The sequence below is a fragment of the Streptomyces sp. NPDC002958 genome (assembly GCF_055563255.1).
Genome location: NZ_JBVHDS010000036.1, coordinates 18,177 through 33,633, shown reverse-complemented (window position 1 = coordinate 33,633; position 15,457 = coordinate 18,177). Strand labels below are relative to the sequence as shown.

Below are 15,457 nucleotides of genomic sequence, written 5' to 3'. Positions count from 1 at the left end.
ACTCGACCGGCACACCGCCGATCACCAGGAAGAATCCTCCGACGGGCCAGCTACGTGATCAACCCCCGAAGGACTTCCGGAGCCGACCACTAAGCGTGTGTCCTGTGCCATCGAAGGTTGATCATCGGCAAGTTCGTGCCACCGAAGTTTGATCGGCACTGGGTGCTGGTGGTCAGGGGAGGCAGTGGGGCAGTCTCGCGGATGCGTACAGGTAGTTCTTCGGGGCCGGCTCCGCATATGTTCGGCCGCATGACTGACGACTGCTTCGGGCATCCACGACTCGCCGCGATCTACGATCCGCTCGACCCCGACCGCAGCGATCTCGATGCCTACCTCCGCATGGCGGAAGAGTTCGGGGCGCACCAAGTTCTGGACATTGGCTGCGGCACAGGAGTGTTCGCACTTCTCCTGGCCGACCGCAGGGTCGACGTTGTCGGCATCGATCCCGCCCAGGCATCCCTCGATGTCGCCCGGGCCAAACCGGGCAGTGAGCGAGTGCGCTGGATCAACGGTGACGCGACAGCCCTCCCACCACTGCAGGTCGACCTCGCGACGATGACAGCGAACGTCGCCCAGGCCATCGTTGATCCGGAAGCCTGGCAGAAGACACTGCGGGGAGCCTACGAGGCACTACGGCCCGGCGGGCACCTGGTCTTCGAGACCCGTGATCCGGCCAGGCGCGCCTGGGAAGGGTGGACCCGCGAGAACTCCTACCGCGTGACGCATATCCCGGGCGTCGGCTCCGTTGAGAGCTGGGTCCAGCTGATCGAGGTGAGCTGGCCCCTGGTGACCTTCCGCTGGACCTACGTCTTCGCAGCGGACGGACAGGTGCTGACCTCGGATTCGACGCTGCGCTTCCGAGAGCGCGAAGAGGTCGAGACGGACCTGGTCGCGAACGGCTACATGGTGCAAGACGTACGCGATGCGCCTGACCGGCCAGGCAGAGAGTTCGTCTTCCTCGCACGACGCCCCTGATCCCCAGTGATCCACGCCACTCAAACTTCGCTGGCACACGCTCGAGGTTCGATGGCACATGACAAGAGCCGCCTGTCCTGTGCCACTGAACCCTGAGCGTGTGCCGGCGAACCTTGGTTGATGCGAGTCCGTGTCAGCGAAGCTCAAGTGGCAGGAACGGCAGGTTCGCTACGAGGAGGTGGGCACGCGGACCGCCGTTGACAGGCGAAAGGCTTCTCTCAGGACGGGCCACCGTGACCGAGCACCACTCCACCACGCGGCGGGACCGGCGGCGGACCGGCGTACGGCCGGGCATGCCCTCTGCGGCGGCGGGTAAGACCCCTCCCGTACGGGCGAGTCGCGGAAACGGCCGAGGAACGAGGGGTGTCGGAAGTGATTCGAAAGCTGCAGGCAGTCGCGCTGGACTGCGCCGATCCGGTACGACTCGCGGAGTTCTACGCGGATCTGCTCGGCGGCCGAGTGGTCGCGGACCCGGAGGATCCCGACTGGGTCGAGGTGCACGGGTTCGAGGGAACGCCGCTGGCCTGCCAGCGGGTGGATAGCTACCGGCCGCCCGAATGGCCCGGCCAGCAGCACCCGCAACAGCTCCACCTGGACTTCGCCGTGGACGACCTCGATGGGGAGGAGAAGCGGGCGCTCACCCTCGGCGCGACCGTGCTGGAGCGGACGGACCAGTTCCGCACGGAGGCCAACTGGCGGGTCTACGCGGACCCGGCCGGCCATCCGTTCTGCCTCTGCCTCCACTGAGTCCGCCGGGCCCTCCGCTGCCACTGAGCTGGCGTCAGTATCAGCCGCCAGGCGGGGACTTCGAACCCGGGTTCGATCAGCCAGGCGCAGCCGCCTGGTCGTCGGCACCGCGCGCCGCGCACCAGGTGCGGATGTCGGTGTCGGAGGGCGGGGCGTCGCCCTTCTGGATACGGGTGGTCTTCGCGGGGTGCCAGCCGCACCGGGCGGGGAGTTCCTTCCCGGTGAGGCCGGCGTCCTTGCGAAGGTGCTGCAACCGTACGGCGAGCGCCTCGCGGGCTGCTTGTGCGCTGGACGATGGAGAGGCAGGCACGGGGCTGCTCAGCGGGCCTGGGCGGTGTACTTCTGGTGCGGGATGCCGCGCTCCCACACTGTCTCGAACGCGGTGGCGCACAGCGCGACGGCGGCCGGGTCGCTGGTGCGTTCCTTGTCGGGCGTCGCCCAGTCGCCGGTGCCGGTGAAGTGGTGGAACTGCACGAGCCGTTCGTCCAGGAGCCAGAAGTCGTTGCCGGGCAGCGCGATGTCCGAGGCGTGGCGGCGGGGCAGCCAGCGCACGTCCTCTCCGGCCTGGAGGTTGAGCGGGAAGATGGCGTGCTCGTAGCGGATGTAGTCGGTGACCGGCTCGGAGACGATCCTCGCGCGGCGCATCACCACGCCGCGGGCGACCGCATCCTTCACGAGCGGCATCCACTGCGGCCAGAACGATCGGGCCGGATCAAGATTCGGAGCGCCGGTGCGCAAGAAGCTCTCGAAGTCGTCGGCGCCGTCGCCGACCGCATAGACGTCGCGCATCTCCAGGTGGACCGCTGTGCGGTGGGTGTCGACAAGCAGCCCAGCGAACGTCGCGGTGTTCAGCGCTTGCGCGTTCAGCGGCATCGCACGCCTCCCTCAGAATCGGCACCATGCGGGCCGGAATGCGGATCACCCGCTCGTGGCTCCCCAACCACCCCGAGGAAGGCGTCGGCACGCTGGCCCGGGTCCGCACCAGCGAAGGCCCGGACGACGACGTCGTCTTCGAGCGGCTGCGCAACGACGACGACGGCCAGGGGCTGAACGAGGTGGCCGCAGCCCTCACTGCCGGGCGGGGAGACGTCTTCGGCGTATCCGCGGAGCGGCCGATGGGGCTGTGGGCGGAGGCCGGGGAGAACCTCCACCGGATCGTCCCGCTGCTCGGCCCCGACGCGCCGCCGGCGGATGAGCCCGAGGACTGCCAGCTGTGCCCCGGCTGCTACCGGCCCGTCTACGAGAGCTCCACCTCGCGCACCCTCATCGGTGCCGGCCCGATGCCGGTGTTCGGGCTGTGCAGGCTGTGCGCCGAAGGCACCACACTTCGCTCGCTGCGCCAGGCCGACGTGCCCGTCGACCCGCAGCAGCGCGCCGTCCTCGAGACCGTGGCCGCCGCCATGGCGTAGCCGGGTCGCCAGCCCCGGGCAAGCCCCTCGCGCGAAAGGCTTGCCCGGCGTCGCCGCGCGGCGTCAGCGGCGCAGAGCTCAGTGCCGATCGCGAACGAGGTGGTCACCATCGGCACCGCCATGGCCGGAGGCATCACCTCGTGCGTGGTCTTGTTGTGCGCCCATGCCGTGGCGGATCTGCCGACCGTAGTCGAGGTGCTCCGCCTGCCGGGCCGTCAGGATCCCGTCGGCGGCCCCCTGCTCAATGAGCTTCTGCAGCGGCTTCTTGCCTGCGCCCGGGATGCGCTCGCGCAGCACGATCTCCACCGCGATCAGGGAGTGCATGACCGCCACGGTGGAGAACTCGTAGCAGTAGTACGACTGGCGCAGCAGCTCGCGGGCCGTGCGCAGGACGGTCGCCGCGGACTCGGGTACGCCGGTGGGCACGACCAGGTCCTCATCGAGGTCGTACATGTCGGCGTAGCTGTCGACGACGAGGTGGGCGCGTTCGTCCGGGACCGGGAACGGCAGCCGCTGCGTGGTCATCCCCGCAGTCTCGCAGCTGTGGGCGGCAGCGACTTTTCCCCGGCTGTCGCGCAGCGTGCCAGGACGGAGATTGCTCCCCACCGGAATGGGCGGTATGTCGCACGTAGCGAGCCCGGTCTAGGAACAACGCGGCGCGTGTGACCACGAGCGGTAGTTGGCGAATCCAGCGTTGATGAGTCCAGGTCTTGGCGCCGTGCCGATTCCTTGTTGGCAAGTTTGCCGATTGATAGTTGGCGAGCGGGGACGTGATGCGGGGCTCGAGCGGGTGACGAGCCCTGGTCGCTCGGGCTGGCAGCAAGGGCAGCGGTGGGTGGATGGAGAGCGGTTCCCAGCGCGAAGGGCCGGGCTTTCCACGTGTGCCTGGCAGTGGGCAGGGTCAGGAGTCTTCTTGACCTGAAGTGCGATTGAGCTTTTAGCGTGTCCTCAAGTTGATCACCTGGCGGCGGGAGAACGCGCTCATGATCCTCGTGACCGGAGCCACCGGAAACATTGGCAGTGCACTGCTGAGGGAGTTGCGCGTATGTGGTGCGGGGCCGCTGAGAGGGTTCACGCGTGACGCCTCACGGGCGACGTTCCCCGAGGAGGCCGAGGCCGCTGAGGGTGACTTCGCGGTGCCGGAGTCGTTGAAGCCCGCTCTGGACGGGGTGCGCTCGCTGTTCCTCGTGTCGCGTGTGGGCCCGGACGCGGACATCCTCGCGGCAGCCCGGCGGACGGGTGTGGAGCATGTGGTGCTGGTGTCGTCCATTACCGTCCAGACCCATCCGCACCTGGGTCCCGCCGGCGAGAACCTGGCGGTCGAGCAGCTGCTCAAGGACAGCGGCATGGCTTGGACGATTCTGCGGCCGACGCAGTTCGCCTCAAACGCCATGATGTGGGCGGCATCGATCCGCGACGGTGCGGCGGTCCGCGCGCCGTATGCGGACACCGGGCTGCCCACGATCCACCCCGCGGATATCGCGTCGGTGGCGCGGGTTGCGCTGACCGAGCCCGGCCATCGGGGGCAGACGTATGCCCTGACCGGTCCGGAGCCGGTGACAGCCCGGCAGCAGGTCGAGGCCATCGCGGCAGTACTCGGGCGGGATGTGCACTTCATCGAGATCAGCCGGCAGGAGGCTCGTGCTCAAATGGTCGCGGTCTTCGGGGACGAGGCCGCGGATGCGGTGCTCGATGTCACGGGCGGAGACGTCAATAGCGAGCTGCTGACAGTGCGCGACACGGTTTCACGGGTCACCGGCTCTCCGGGCAGGCCGTTCCGGCAGTGGGCTGAGGAGAATGCCCATATGTTCCGCTGAGCACCGTCCCCATCGAACTGCCACGTCGCCGACCACCGCCTGGGCCACGAGCTGCCCAGCACCAGCCGGCTCCGTACGCCGTCACTGGCCTCGTACACGGAGACCAGCTCATCCAGGGCCCACGCATCCGAACGGATACCGGCCTCCACCTGTGACGTCACCGCATCAGAACAGCAGCAGCCCGTTCGCCGCGTGCACGTTTCTCCGTACACGACCGCAACTCGAGGGCGTCGGACCGCGAGCCGCCATCTATCGATCAATTCCGCCATCTATCGATCAACGTCGCAACGCGGCGCCGGGGCTGCCGTTCACCGTCGGTGCGCGATCTCTCCACGATCACCGACAAGGCCCTGGACTCGATGAACGAGTGGCGCACCCGTCCCCTCGACGCGGTCTACCCGGTCGTCTTCATCGACGCCATCCACGTCAAGATCAGGGACGGGCAGGTCGCCAACCGGCCCATCTATGTCGCCATCGCGGTCACCGCCGACGGCTACCGCGAGATCCTCGGCCTGTGGGCCGGCGACGGAGGCGAGGGCGCCAAGTTCTGGCAGCAAGTCCTCACCGACCTGCGCAATCGCGGGGTCAGGGACGTGCTCATGCTGGTCTGTGACGGGCTGTCCGCCCTGCCGGATGCGGTCGCGAACGAGTGGCCGCAGACTGTCGTGCAGCGCTGCGTAGTTCACCTGATCAGGCAGAGCCTGCGCTATGCCTCGAGGCGGGACTGGCCCGAGGTCGCCGCCGACCTCAAGCCCGTCTACACCGCCGTCAACGAGGCCCAGGCCCGCGAGCGCCTCGACGAGTTCGACGCCAGATGGGGCCACAAGTACGGCAGCATCGCTACCGTCTGGCAGCGGGCCTGGAGCGAGTTCGTGCCGTTCCTGGCCTTCCCCGATGCGATCCGCGAGGTCGTCTACACGACCAACAGCATCGAGTCCCTCAACGCCCGCTACCGCCGCGCGGCCACCGCCTGCGGACACTTCCCCAACGAGCAGGCAGCCCTCAAGAGGATCTACCTCGCCACCCTCGCCCTCGACCCCTCCGGCCGCGGCCGCAAGCGCTGGAACAACAAGTGGAAGGCCGCGCTGAACGAGTTCGACCAGCTCTTCGACGGCCGCCTTACCGCCGGACGGGTGTAGGCCAGTCGGATCAATCAAAAGCCACTAGTAGGGCTTTGTTAGGTGCGGTGGTGTGGTTCGGGTGTTGGTGCGGGTTGGCCGCATATGGAGCAGGCGCCGGTCCAGGTGGCCAGGAGGGCCTGGAGTTCGCGGAGGACCGCGTAGAGGGTCAGGCCGGCGCAGGGGCTTTTGGGTCGAGTCTGAGCAGGGTGCAGAAGGCCTGGGCGAGGGCGGTGAGGGTGACGTGGCGGTGCCAGCCGAGGTAGTTGCGGCCCTCGAAGTGGTCCAGGCCGAGACCGTCCTTGAGCTCTCGGTAGTCGTGCTCAACTCGCCATCGGATCTTGGCGATTCGTACCAGATCGTGCAGTGTGGTGTCGGTGGGCAGCGTGGAGAGCCAGTAGTCGGTCGGCTCGGCGGAGTCGGGAGGCCACTCGACGAGCAGTCAGCATTGGGGCAGCGCGCCGTCGGTGTACCGGCGGATGGATCGGTTGGCAGGGCGGACCCGCAGGGCCAGGAATTGCGAGCGCATGTCGGCGTTCGGGTTGTGTCTGGTGGCCTTGCTGCCCTGGCGCCAGGTGACGGTGCGGGTGGCCGGTTGTCCGGCGGCCAGGGCCAGGGCGCGCAGGGTGGTGTGCGGCTGGGGGTAGGCGGACACGGGAGGGCGGCCCTGTCCGGAGTACGGCGGGCGTTCGGGCGTCGCGTCGCCCGGATGTGCGGTTGTGGTGGCCTTGACCGCGACCGCGTAGGTCAGGCCGCGCTCGGTCAGGCCCTCGCGGAAGCCGGTGGCGTCGCCGTATCCGGCGTCGGCGACGACCGGCAGGTCGGGCAGTTCCCATTCCCCGCGCACCTCGTCGAGCATGTCCAGGGCCAGGCGCCACTTCTCCCGGTGCCGTGCGGTGTCCGGGATGCCCGCCTTGGCGCGGCGGCGCCGGATGGCCTCGGCCAGCAGCAGGTCTTCGCCCTGCTTGGCGTCGTCCCAGCTCTCCGGCAGGAACAGGCGCCAGTCGACAGCGGAAGAGGCGCGGTCGCTGACCAGGTTCACACTGACCCCGATCTGGCAGTTGCCGCGTTTGCCCAGCGCGCCGCAGTACATCCGCGCCACCCCCGGCGAGTCGTAGCCGTCCTTGGGGAAGCCGACGTCGTCGATGGCATACGCCTCGGGAGAGATGTGCGCCGCAGCCCAACGGGCCAGCCGTTCCCGGACCTTGGAGTAATCCCAGGTCGAGGAGGAGACGAACTGCTGCAGCTGCTGGTGGTCAACGCCCAGGCGCTCGGCCATCGGCTGCATCGACTTGCGCTTGCCGTCCAACATCAGCCCGCGCAGGTACAGCTCGCCCTTGGCCCGCTGGTCCCGCCGGGCCAGCGGGCGAAGCATCTCGGCGGCGAAGGCCTCCAGACGCGGCCGGACCTCTTCCATCTCCTCAGGTGTCACACCTGAAAGAAGATCACAACCTATCCGATAAGGATCACTTGGGGCACCTAACAAAGCCCTACTAGGCCAAAGGGCCTAAAAACACCTAAATCATGATAGACCCACTGCCCCTCGAACTGCTCGATCCGGTCAAGGAGGTGGGGCCTTCCACAGGCGTACGGCACCGTCGAAGGTGGCGGTTGCGACGAGCCGGCCGTCGGGGCTGAATGCCACGTTCGATACGTTCGATGTGTTTCCGACCAGCTGGGCCTGCAGGTCGTGCTCGGTCGTGTCCCACAACTGCACCACCTCGCCGCCGAAAACAGCAAGTGTCGCACCACGGGGGCTGTAGGCGACTCCGACCTTCCCGGTCGTCGTCTCGCCGAGGGAGGTTTCGGAGCGACCGCTGGGCGCTTGCCACAGTTGTACTGGCGCGGTGTCGTCGTCGCATGCGGTGGCGAGGCTCTTGCCGGATGGGCTGAACGCCACGGCCAAACCGTCCTCGCAAAGGTCGAAGCGCTCGCGTGCCGTGCGCTTGGCCACATCCCACAGTTGTGCCTCGTACCCGTCGGTGTGGCTGTACTCGTCGTTGCGGTAGCCCGCAGTGGCCAGCGTCTTGCCGTCAGGGCTGAACGCCACCTGCCGGGCATTCATTTCGTCGTCGATGACGGCGAAATGTCTGCCCTGATCCTTGCCGCTGTCCGCGTTCCACAGCCGTACGCCATTGCCACCCCCGGTGGCGAGGAGGCGGCTGTCGGGACTGAACGCCACGCTGTCGAATGAATCGTGGCGATAGTCGCTGGTGATGGTGGCGACCAGCCGGCGCTTGGCCACATCCCACAGCCCCAGCACGCCGTCGCGGGTGCCGGCGGCCAGCAGTTTCCCGTCGGGGCTGAACGCGACGGCGACGACCCGGGGCCCGCTGGTGCTGGACTTGGAGCGCTGGGTGAGGAAGGTACGGGTCCGGCGGCCGTCCACATCCCACAGCCGCACCTTTCCGTCGTTGCCGCCCATGGCGAGGGTCTTGCCGTCGGGGCTGAACGCCACGCTCGCGGTCTTCTCGGGAAAAGCGGTGAGCGTGGCCGCCGGCTCGATCGTGGATGGCGTGGCACGGTCCACCGACTGGCCGGGAAGCAGGACGGCGATGAGCACGGCGACCAGGACGAGTACCCCGACTCCGCTCAGCACTAAAGCAGCGGGCAGGTGCGCCGTGACGGCGGCAGGAGGGAGCGGGCTGTCGGTCTCGGGCCGCCTGCCTGCAGCCGGTGCACGCACCAAGGCGCCGGGCCCGGCTCCCGCGCCCTGTCCCAGAGGGGTCGCGGGCGAGGCAGGGGGAGGTAACGGCGTCGTGGAAGTCCTGTGCGGGGTCGACGACGGTCCGGGCCCTTGGCGGAGATGGAAGGGTATGCCCTGCGCCGCCCGTACATCCCGGCGCTGAGGCCGAGCGGCAGTAGCGTATGACCTCATCGAGCATGGGCCGGTGCCGCGGATCCTTTTCCAGGCACCGTGCGGCGATGGTCCGGACGGGTTCGGGGCAGCCGTCGAGGTCGGGGTCCTGTTCCAGAATGCGGTACAGCACACTGTGGCCCGTGCCACGCAGAGGCCCGTGCCGGTTCGAGCGGGCAACAGGGTAATCGAGCCACGGCCCACATGTCTGTTCCTGTGAATTCCCCACGGACCACGGGACCACGGTGTGCGCCCCGGTGCCTGCTCCGGCGTCCTCCAGGACCGCCCAGTCCCCGGAGCCACCGGTGAGGATCAACGGTGGCTCATCGCCGATCCCGCCATCGTGGTGCGGCACTGCGCAGACTGGCGAGTGCACCACATCATCGGGGCGCACCAGCGCGCACGATGCACCGCATCGCCACCGCGCGGTGCGCGCGGTGAAGCGCACCACCGGCATTCGGTGCGCGCACCGGATGCCGGGATATTGCGACAAGTGGCTCCCGGACGAGGTGTTCCTGAAGATCAACGGGTTGCGGCACTACCTGTGGCGGGCCGTGGACCAGGACGGCACTGTCCTCGACATCCTGCTGCAGTCCAAGCGGGACGCGAAGGCCGCGCAGCGGGTCATGGCCAAGCTGATGAAGAAGCAGCGCAGGACACCCAGGGTGCTGGTCACCGACAAGCTCCGCTCCTACGGCGTCGCCCACAGAGAGTTGAGTCGGTCGATCACCGTTCCCACAAGGGCCTGAACAACCGTGCAGAGAAATCCCATCAGCCGACGAGGCAGCGCGAACGCGCGAGGGTCCAGGGGTAGGCCTCGATGTCGCCGTGCTTGGGCCTGTGGGGCGGAATCCGGGGCCGTTGCCGTCGTCCAGGAGGTAGTGGCCCCGGCGCCCCGCAAGGTGGCGATGGCGGAAGCGAGCGCGGGGTGCTGGGCCTGGGCGGCCTTGATGTAGGGCAGCGCGACGACGGTGCGTTCGGGCATACCAAGGTCTTCGGTGATGAGGCCGAGGGCGAGGGTGTCGGCGTGACCGGCCGCCCACTTCGTGGTGGCGTTCAGGGTGACGAGGGGCGACAAGGAGGGTGTCAGGGGCGGGCAGGACATCGGTCTGGGAGGGGAGTTGATGACCGCTTCGGGCGTCGACCAGTGCGCCGTCAGCTGACCCGCTGGGCCAACACCTGTCCCGGCCATGCCTCGGACAGGAAACGATCGGTAGGAGTAAAACCGTTGCGCTCATAGAACGCGACCAGTTCGCCCCCGCCGCCCGCCCAGCAGTCGACCCGCAATAGCTCCATGCCAGCCCGCCGGGTCTCTTCTGCGGCATGGGCCAGCAGCGCGGCCCCGATGCCCAGACCGGCGTGCTGTCGGTCGGAGACCAGTAGCCGGACGTACCGCTCGGGTTCCTCGGCCGACGCGATCGGCATCTGAGGGCTGGGCCCAGAGTCCAAGACGAGGGCTCCGACAGGTGCTCCGTCCAATTCCGCGATGTACGGGGCGTTCTCGGTCATGTACCGCTTGACCCGGGCCACTCCACCGGGCTTCTGCGAATACGGTGTCGTGCCCCACTGCTCGGTGTTGCCGCGATCGTTCATCCAGACCACCGCGGAGTCAAGCATGTCCAGCACGGCTGGTGCGTCGGCCAGGTTGCCCGGTCTGATCCATATGCCATATGTGGTGTCGTTCACGGCGCAAGCTTAAGACAGTGTCGGGCGGATCAGGGCGAAGCAGAAAACCTGACGCCTGACGCTAGCCAACGGCCGGATTGATGCCCGCGGCGCGGAAGGTCTTGAGGTTGTCCTGGAAGAGGGCGCCGAAGGCTTCGGTCTCGTCCATGAAGGCTTCGACGGCGAAGTCGAGCGGGCGTCGCCGAGGACGTCGGCGGTGTCGACCTCGGTCCGCAGGATGATGGTGGCGTTGCCTTCGAGGACCGGCTGCCACACGTCGCCGATCTGCTGGAGCCAGCTGCGGGAGGGCCGCCCGGGTTGCGCACCACCACGCGCGCGTCGGGGTCGACCAGGCCGAGGCGGGAGAGGGTGGCGCGGGAGGCGGAGACTCCGGAGCCGCAGGACTCGGTCAGTCCAGCGCCGCGCTCGAAGGTACGGATGAACACCTCGGCCTCGCCGAACTGCTGGACGAAGGAGACGTTGGCGCCAACGGGGAAGTTGGCGCTGTCGTCGGCCACGCGGCTGCCGGTGGCGATCAACTCGTCCTCGTCGTAGCAGTCCACCAAGGTGATCAGGTGGCTATTCGGCACGGCGAGCGCCGTGACGGTGCGCTGGGGGCTGTCGTCGGGGTTGGTCTGGTCGACATACGGCCAGGCGACGCCCGCCACGATCGGGTCGTGGGGGGGGGAAGTTGACGGCGGGGAGTTCGACGGCGACCTGCCGCACGCCCTGGGCGGTGCTGTCGGCGGCGCGAACGGTGATGTCGAGCAGCAAGGCCATCCATCGGTCCACCGACCAGTTCAGCTCGGCGATGTCGGTCGCGGGCGGTCCTGCAGAGCATCGGCCGGCCCGGCTGGGGGCCGGGCCGGCGGAGTGTGCGTTACGGGCGCGGTATCTCGGTGGTGACCTGGTCGTACCGGACGAGACGGGGGGTGAAGGAATACGAGGGATGTCTCTCCTGGAGGCGTGCCGTGGCATCGTCGAGATACGCCCACATGTCGGCGGGGTCGGCACCGACGCCGAACGTCGCGTCGTTTAGCACCTCCATGTCGGGACTCGCGATGTATGCCACGTACTTGAGGGTCTGGCTGCCACTGGCCATGGGTGCCTCGGCCTCCTTCGAGGTGCTGTGTGGTGTGTTCCCGTCCTTGCCGCCCGCGGTATCGGCGGCCTGTGCTGTTCCGGTTGTCGTGAGAAGTGTCGATGCGGCAACTGCGCCGGTGGCGCCCAAGAGCGCTCGCCGGGAAATGTCTGACACAGTCCTCCCCCTGCCTTGATGACCCTCCCTGCGAGGGCTCGCGGCTGACGTTACAGCCACGTCTTCGCCGTGGAAGGACCATTGCGGTGACTCGGGTCCCGGTGCCGGAAGCTCCGCTGCGGGGGTGGCCCTTCGGCCTGCCCAGGATGTCGGGCACGGTGTCAGGCGACATCCAGCAGGGCAGCGGTCACGAACGCCTCCGCCTGAGTCTCCGACCACTTCCCGTACGGCAGGCCGGCCTGAGTCAGGGAGTGCCGCCAGTCCAGTCGAAGCGGGCCGCATTGCCCGGGCGCGGGTCGTACATCGCCCGGCCGACGGCACCGAACTGCCCCACAAGGGTGTATTCGATTGATGACTTGACACTACCCTGCTGAGGAGCACAGGGGGCGAATGCAGTACGAGCAAAGAATGTACGCACGGCTGAAGTTCTTGGAGCTGATGGCCGAGCTGAATGAAACTACGTTGGAGACCTTCTTCCATCATCTGATGTGTGCGCGCTACCCAGAGTTTCTGGACGTGCGAACGCACGGACGGCTGGGTGATCAGGGCTCTGACGGTCTGATGCTGCACGAGCGCAAGCTGTATGCCTGTTATGCGCCCCAGACGGTAAGTGCGACAGAGATCAAAAAGATCAATTCGGATCTCGCCAAGGCGCTGACGAAGCGGCGCGGGCAGTTCGACACGTTCGTCTTTGTGCACAACGACCGCCGGGGCATGCATCCGGAGATCGCAACGGTCTTGTCCGAGGTGGAGCGTGCTCATCGGCCATTGCGGTTCCAGCAGATGGGCACGCGCAGACTGTGGCACGAGTGCATGCAACTTGAGCTCGCACTGGCCGAGGACGTTCTGGGCTGCCAGATCCCGATCCAGCCGGTCGTGCACGGCATCGGTATGGAGGACCTTGCTCCGCTGCTCAAGCACCTCCGTGAACAGCGAAGGCAGCTGATCCTTTGATGCCGCTGCCCGAGGTCGACCCGGGGAAGCTGGACTTCAACCGGGTGCAGAGGGAGGCACGCGAGGATCTGCTGCGCGGGATGCGGCACAGTCACCTGGTCGATGAGTTCTGCGCGAGCACGATCCGGGCGGTTGAGCATGATGAGGTGGCTCAGGGGTTCCGGCTGTACTACGAGCAGGTCCGGCAGAAGTGGCCGGACCCCGAGGACATGCTGTGGCAACTGGAGATGTACGTGCTGGGCAACGGCAGCGTGCCCCCTCGCATGCAACGAGCAGCCTGGGTAATCCTCGCGCACTTCTTCGAGCGCTGCGATGTCTTCGAAGCGCCGCCGGCGGACTGGACACCTCCCGCACTGGGGATGCTCGCGTGATCACTCCGACGAAGGGCATCGCGCCGGGCAGGTACCTGCTGGCGGTCGGTGCGCAGGTCCTGCTGCAGCTGGATGAGCCGCGGTCGGTCAGCCAGGCGTGGGCGCGGCTGAGGAAGTGGCGGGCTGAACATGGTCATCACGCACCGGTATCGTTCAGCTGGTTCGTGCTGGCCTTGGACGTGCTGTACAGCATGGGCGCGGTGGAACTGCGCCGGGACGTCCTAGTTGCGAGGAGTGTCAATGCTGCGGCGCTTGAGCGCTGAGGATCACCGGTTCAACACCGCAGCATTTACGGCGGGAATGAACTTGATCGTCGCCGACCGGACGCAGTGCTGCGCATCCTCAACGACGGCGGCGCCCTCGAAGCGCTCACCGCCCTGCAGCAAGCCCTGGCCCGCGAGCAAGCCACGCTAGAAGCACTGCGCCACCGCTACGACGCCGCCCAAACTCTGGAAGCCAGCGCACGACAGATCACCGCCCAGCGGCTGCAGCTGCAGCTGCAGCAAGCCGTCACCACCGACCTCGACGAACACGCCGAGCAGACCGCTGAAGCAACCCTGCTGTTCTCCCAGTACGCCCAACGCCTCTACGGACAGGGCCGCGAGGCCTACCTAGCCATCGAAGCCGGCCCCAACAGCCTCCAGATCCGCCCCCACATCCACAGCGACGACAGCCGCGGCATCAGCAGCATGGTCATCTTCTGCTTACCTGACCCTCGCCGTCCTCGCCCACCGCCACGGCCGCGGCCCCGACTTCCTCATCCACGACAGCCGCCTCTTCGACGGCGTCGACGACCGCCAACTCGCCGCCGACGTCACCCGCGAAGAAAAGCTGCAGTACATCGCCACCTTCAACAGTGACGACCTCGACAAGGCCACCCGCCGCGGTTTCGACCCCACTCAGCTGCCGGCCTCGCTCAAGCCCGGGGGCTCCTCCGGCGTTGTCGGCGGCTCGGTGGGTGTCGGCGCGGGCGGGCGGAAGAGGACGGCCCGGGCCACGGGCGGAGCGAACAGGGCGGTGACGGGTGCGCAGAGGGCCAGTACGGAGCGGAAGACGGGCCCCACCACGGGGTCGCCGGGGTAGCGCTCCAGAACGCGCCGCAGGTACCAGTCGGCGACGCGGTCCGCTGGCTTTGCGGCTGCGGCAGTACCCACCGCACCCGGCATCGTGCGGTCCGCCCCGGCGGAGATGTCCCACGCCTGCCGGGACGCCGCGAGGAGTGCCCTCTGCACGCGCCGCGTCGTGGGGATCCGACGCGGCTCGGCCAGCACGTCGCGCAGGGCGAGGGCGCTCATCGCGGCGACGGCCATGCCCTGCCCGTAGATCGGGTTGAACCTGCACAGGGCGTCGCCGGTCGCAAGGAAGCCGGCCGGGCGGCGGCCGGGCAGGTCGTAGCGGCGGCGGATGTTCGCGGTCCGCCGGTAGCCGAACACCGGCGAGAGCGGTTCGGCCTCGTCCAGCCACTGGTGCAGGAGCGGGTGCGGCAGCCTCTTCTTGGTGTACGTCACGAACTCGTCGTCGTCCGTGGGCGGTTCGTCATCGCGCAGCCCCGACACGATGACCAGATGGGTGCCGTCCTCCAGCGGCAGCGCACCACCGGCGTGGACCTGGGCGGGGCTCGGGTAGACGTAGTAGCCGCAGGTGTCGCCGTCGAGGACGCCGCTCCTGCCGCGGTAGACGCGGGAGGCGTATGCGAGACCCGTGTCGATGGTCTCCTCGTGCGCGGCCTCGGCCCCGATCGCTGTCAGCCACTGCTGGGCCTTCGTACCGCCGCCGGAGGCGTCGATCACCAGGTCGGCCTCAAGGGCCTGCTGCTCCCCCCGGACGTCACCGGAGCGCTCCCGCAGCAGCACGCCCCGCACGCGCGAGGCGTCACCTAGGAGCCCGACGGCATCGGTCCCCTCCACCACGCTGATCACCGGGTCGGCAAGGACGCGCCGCCGCACCAGCTCCTCCAGTTGCCCGCGGGAACCGGTGTAGATGTGCGTCGTCGCGGGCAGCCGCCGGAACCAGCGCCCGTTCTGCCTCTGCACCATGTCCGACGGCATGCCCAGGCGCGGTGCCCCCGCCGCCCGCAGCTCCGCCAGGAAGCCCGGCAGCAACGACTCCAGGGCCACCTGCCCGCCCTCCAGCAGAACATGCGGATGCCGTCCCTGCGGTACGCCGGGCCGCGGCCTTGCGCCGTCCAGGAACCGGTCGCGCTCGACGACGGTCACCCGGTCGGCATGCCCGGCAAGGACGTGCGCCGCGAGCAGCCCCGCGAGGCTCCCGCCCACGACGACGGCA

General features: G+C 68.2%; 14 protein-coding genes and 5 pseudogenes. 10 read left to right on the top strand and 9 right to left on the bottom strand.

The window, feature by feature from the left end; translation table 11 throughout:
• Nucleotides 1-249 precede the first annotated feature (249 nt).
• Both ACZ3IC_RS32090 and ACZ3IC_RS32085 read left to right on the top strand, forming a co-directional pair.
• Complete coding sequence (locus ACZ3IC_RS32090; RefSeq protein WP_467421987.1) at nt 250-975, top strand: class I SAM-dependent methyltransferase; 726 nt, start codon at nt 250-252, stop codon at nt 973-975.
• Nucleotides 976-1,347: 372 nt separating this feature from the next.
• Entirely contained in the window at nt 1,348-1,722 is a 375-nt protein-coding gene (locus tag ACZ3IC_RS32085; RefSeq protein ID WP_467421989.1) for a VOC family protein, read from the top strand.
• Nucleotides 1,723-1,813: 91 nt separating this feature from the next.
• Here the strand turns inward: ACZ3IC_RS32085 and ACZ3IC_RS32080 are convergent.
• A pseudogene (locus ACZ3IC_RS32080) lies at nt 1,814-2,032 on the bottom strand (helix-turn-helix domain-containing protein); the annotation flags it as partial.
• A gap of 8 nt (nt 2,033-2,040) precedes the next feature.
• Nucleotides 2,041-2,595 carry a DUF6879 family protein gene (locus ACZ3IC_RS32075; protein WP_467421985.1) on the bottom strand — a complete coding sequence of 185 codons (555 nt, stop codon included), beginning with the start codon at nt 2,593-2,595 and terminating at the stop codon, nt 2,041-2,043.
• 26 nt (nt 2,596-2,621) lie between these two features.
• Here ACZ3IC_RS32075 and ACZ3IC_RS32070 point away from each other — a divergent pair, with 26 nt between their 5' ends.
• On the top strand, nt 2,622-3,131 hold the full coding sequence (locus ACZ3IC_RS32070; RefSeq protein WP_467421990.1) for a hypothetical protein: 510 nt from the start codon (nt 2,622-2,624) through the stop codon (nt 3,129-3,131).
• Between the two features lie 78 nt (nt 3,132-3,209).
• On the opposite strand, the gene ACZ3IC_RS32065 is transcribed toward ACZ3IC_RS32070, so the two are convergent.
• Nucleotides 3,210-3,656 carry a hypothetical protein gene (locus ACZ3IC_RS32065; RefSeq protein ID WP_467421984.1) on the bottom strand — a complete coding sequence of 149 codons (447 nt, stop codon included), beginning with the start codon at nt 3,654-3,656 and terminating at the stop codon, nt 3,210-3,212.
• Between the two features lie 458 nt (nt 3,657-4,114).
• Between ACZ3IC_RS32065 and ACZ3IC_RS32060 the strand changes: the two genes are divergently transcribed.
• On the top strand, nt 4,115-4,948 hold the full coding sequence (locus ACZ3IC_RS32060; RefSeq protein ID WP_467421983.1) for an NAD(P)H-binding protein: 834 nt from the start codon (nt 4,115-4,117) through the stop codon (nt 4,946-4,948).
• Nucleotides 4,949-5,262: 314 nt separating this feature from the next.
• Nucleotides 5,263-6,087 (top strand): annotated as a pseudogene (locus ACZ3IC_RS32055) (IS256 family transposase); the annotation flags it as partial.
• Nucleotides 6,088-6,235: 148 nt separating this feature from the next.
• Here the strand turns inward: ACZ3IC_RS32055 and ACZ3IC_RS32050 are convergent.
• A pseudogene (locus ACZ3IC_RS32050) lies at nt 6,236-7,498 on the bottom strand (IS701 family transposase).
• A 129-nt stretch (nt 7,499-7,627) separates the two neighbouring features.
• The gene (locus ACZ3IC_RS32045; RefSeq protein ID WP_467421982.1) at nt 7,628-8,665 is read right to left on the bottom strand and encodes a WD40 repeat domain-containing protein; all 1,038 of its coding nucleotides are present in this window, start codon (nt 8,663-8,665) and stop codon (nt 7,628-7,630) included.
• A gap of 725 nt (nt 8,666-9,390) precedes the next feature.
• Here ACZ3IC_RS32045 and ACZ3IC_RS32040 point away from each other — a divergent pair.
• Nucleotides 9,391-9,719: pseudogene (locus tag ACZ3IC_RS32040) on the top strand (IS6 family transposase); the annotation flags it as partial.
• 359 nt (nt 9,720-10,078) lie between these two features.
• Here the strand turns inward: ACZ3IC_RS32040 and ACZ3IC_RS32035 are convergent.
• From ACZ3IC_RS32035 to ACZ3IC_RS32025, 3 genes are all read right to left on the bottom strand, one after another.
• A complete protein-coding gene (locus tag ACZ3IC_RS32035; protein WP_467421981.1) occupies nt 10,079-10,609 on the bottom strand; it encodes a GNAT family N-acetyltransferase in 531 nt (176 codons plus the stop codon).
• 29 nt (nt 10,610-10,638) lie between these two features.
• Complete coding sequence (locus ACZ3IC_RS32030; protein ID WP_467421988.1) at nt 10,639-11,178, bottom strand: hypothetical protein; 540 nt, start codon at nt 11,176-11,178, stop codon at nt 10,639-10,641.
• Between the two features lie 290 nt (nt 11,179-11,468).
• Entirely contained in the window at nt 11,469-11,690 is a 222-nt protein-coding gene (locus ACZ3IC_RS32025; protein WP_093895341.1) for a hypothetical protein, read from the bottom strand.
• A gap of 546 nt (nt 11,691-12,236) precedes the next feature.
• Between ACZ3IC_RS32025 and ACZ3IC_RS32020 the strand changes: the two genes are divergently transcribed.
• The 4 genes and pseudogenes from ACZ3IC_RS32020 to ACZ3IC_RS32005 form a co-directional block, all read left to right on the top strand.
• A complete protein-coding gene (locus ACZ3IC_RS32020; RefSeq protein WP_467421979.1) occupies nt 12,237-12,800 on the top strand; it encodes a hypothetical protein in 564 nt (187 codons plus the stop codon).
• A complete protein-coding gene (locus ACZ3IC_RS32015; RefSeq protein WP_467421978.1) occupies nt 12,800-13,171 on the top strand; it encodes an ABC-three component system protein in 372 nt (123 codons plus the stop codon). The genes ACZ3IC_RS32020 and ACZ3IC_RS32015 overlap by 1 nt, the downstream gene beginning before the upstream one ends.
• Nucleotides 13,168-13,434 carry an ABC-three component system middle component 6 gene (locus tag ACZ3IC_RS32010; protein WP_467421977.1) on the top strand — a complete coding sequence of 89 codons (267 nt, stop codon included), beginning with the start codon at nt 13,168-13,170 and terminating at the stop codon, nt 13,432-13,434. The genes ACZ3IC_RS32015 and ACZ3IC_RS32010 overlap by 4 nt, the downstream gene beginning before the upstream one ends.
• 445 nt (nt 13,435-13,879) lie before the next feature.
• Nucleotides 13,880-13,993 (top strand): annotated as a pseudogene (locus tag ACZ3IC_RS32005) (DUF2326 domain-containing protein); the annotation flags it as partial.
• Nucleotides 13,994-14,070: 77 nt separating this feature from the next.
• Here ACZ3IC_RS32005 and ACZ3IC_RS32000 read toward each other — a convergent pair.
• Nucleotides 14,071-15,447 carry an FAD-dependent oxidoreductase gene (locus tag ACZ3IC_RS32000; protein WP_467421976.1) on the bottom strand — a complete coding sequence of 459 codons (1,377 nt, stop codon included), beginning with the start codon at nt 15,445-15,447 and terminating at the stop codon, nt 14,071-14,073.
• Nucleotides 15,448-15,457 lie beyond the last annotated feature (10 nt).